Genomic DNA, 1,991 nt, shown 5'->3' with positions numbered 1-1,991 from the left:
GACGTCCGCGCCGTGGCCGAGGCCGCGCACGCGGACGGCCCCGCGGGCGACGGCGGGGCGCTGCTCAAGGTGATCGTGGAGACCGCCCTGCTGGACGACGACGCGATCGTCCTGGCCTGCGAGGCCGCGGTCGAGGCCGGGGCGGACTTCGTGAAGACCTCCACGGGCTTCTCCACCGCGGGCGCCACCGTCGAGCACGTCGCGCTGATGCGCCGCACCGTGGGCGAGCGCATCGGCGTGAAGGCCTCCGGCGGGGTGCGCACCCGCGCGGACGCCCTGGCGATGATCGAGGCCGGCGCCACCCGGATCGGGGCCAGCTCCGCGCTTGCTATCCTGGGATCCGACTGACTCGCATCACTTCGGCCGGGCGTCCGCCCCGGCCGGGACCGCACCGAAGGAGCATCACGTGATCCGCAACGGCAAGGCCATCGACCACTCCAACGTGGGCGGCGTCTGGGGTTCCCTGATCGCCTTCATCGTCGCCTTCGGCGCGTTCCTCGGCTGCCTCTACGCCATGGGCTTCTGGTCGCTCGAGTCGGTCTGGATCCCCGGCCTGATCGCGCTGGCCCTGGCCACCGTGGCCTTCATGATCCCCAAGGCGTTCCTGGGCCGCAGCGACACCGTGGACACCACCGCCATCCACACCCGTCCCGTCGTCGAGCACGCCGCCACCGGCGCCCACGCCGTCGAGACCGGCGCCGCGCACCGCTGAGCCGTCCCGGAGCCGAGGATCGCTGACACCGGTCGTCCGGCCGCCGCGCGCCGAAGGGCGTCCACCCGCAACACGGGGGTGGACGCCCTTCGGCTTGTCTCCATCGCGGCGGTGGTGCTGGGTCACGCATACCTGACGGACCTCACCTTCAGCCGGTACCTGGAGATCTGGCGGATGCCGCTGTTCTTCTTCCTCACCGGCTACTTCTGGACGCGCGGCCGCCCCTGGGCCACGGACGTGCGGGGCCGCTTCCGGAGCCTGATGGTGCCGTACCTGGTGTGGGCGGCGCTCATGTCCGTGGCCGCGTTCGCGTGGTTCGCTGACGACCCCGACCTCCTGCGGCGCCTGATGATCACCGGCTGGTACGGGGGCGCGGACCAAGAGCCCCCGTGGTGGGCGTTCTGGTTCATCTCCGTCCTGTTCTTCACCACGGTGCTGCGCCGATTCCTCGAGCGCTTCCCGTCCGCCGTCGCCTGGGCCGTGGGCCTGGCCGGGCTGGCGTGGGCCCACCTCGTGCCGGACTCCGCGATCGCCCGCACGCCTCTGGGCGTCGGGCTGGCCCTGCCGTGCCTGCTGTTCGTCCTCAGCGGCGAGACGTTCCGCCGCCGCGTCCAACCGCACGTGCGACGCCATCGGACGCTCATCGGCCTCGGCCTGGTGCTGCTCGGGCTGGTCGCGGTCCGGCTGGGCCTGGAGCCGCCCAACATCAAGTTCGGCGGCTTCGGCACGCCGGTGCTCACCCCCGCCGTGGGCGTCCTGATGTCCGCGGGGATGGTGCTCGTGTTCGGTTCCACGGTGGAGGGACTGCTGCGCTCCTTCGCCCGACGCACCGGGACGGGTCAGGCCCTGCGCCGCGCCATCACCGCCCTGGTCCGGACGGGCACGGTGGTGGTGCTGCTGCACGGCTGGGTGCTGATGTGGGTCACGCGCCACGGCGTGGAGGACAACGCCGTCAAGTTCGCCCTCGCGCTCGCCCTCAGCTGGCTGGCAGGCCTCGCCCTGCTCGCCACCCCCCTGTCCAAGCCGTTCACGGGGGCGCGCCGCCGCTGGCACCCGGTGCACCGCCTGCGACACGTGGAGCCCCCGCACCCCGTCACGTCCGCGCTGCCGCGCGTCACGACCGCCTCGGAGAGGACACAACCATGAGCCGGGATCATCGCCCCCCGATCCGCAATCCGTTCCTGCCGTCGACGCCGGAGGAGCCCGAGGCGCCGACCCGCGACGGCGGCCACCCGGCGGGTGACGGCGGCGACGCCGGCGCCCCGGCGGCCTCCACGGC

General features: G+C 73.3%; 3 protein-coding genes. All 3 read left to right on the top strand.

Annotated elements, in window-relative coordinates:
- Positions 1–348: deoxyribose-phosphate aldolase (gene deoC, locus HMPREF3105_RS11130; protein ID WP_070709641.1), on the top strand; the 348-nt coding region annotated here is incomplete at its 5' end.
- Between the two features lie 58 nt (positions 349–406).
- On the top strand, positions 407–712 hold the full coding sequence (locus tag HMPREF3105_RS11125; RefSeq protein ID WP_070709639.1) for a hypothetical protein: 306 nt from the start codon (positions 407–409) through the stop codon (positions 710–712).
- Positions 713–790: 78 nt separating this feature from the next.
- On the top strand, positions 791–1,858 hold the full coding sequence (locus tag HMPREF3105_RS11120) for an acyltransferase family protein (RefSeq protein WP_070709637.1): 1,068 nt from the start codon (positions 791–793) through the stop codon (positions 1,856–1,858).
- The last annotated feature ends 133 nt before the right edge of the window (positions 1,859–1,991 follow it).

Source organism: Micrococcus sp. HMSC31B01 (assembly GCF_001816085.1).
Taxonomy (GTDB): Bacteria; Actinomycetota; Actinomycetes; order Actinomycetales; family Micrococcaceae; genus Micrococcus; species Micrococcus luteus.
This window is presented reverse-complemented; position numbering and strand designations above follow the sequence as displayed.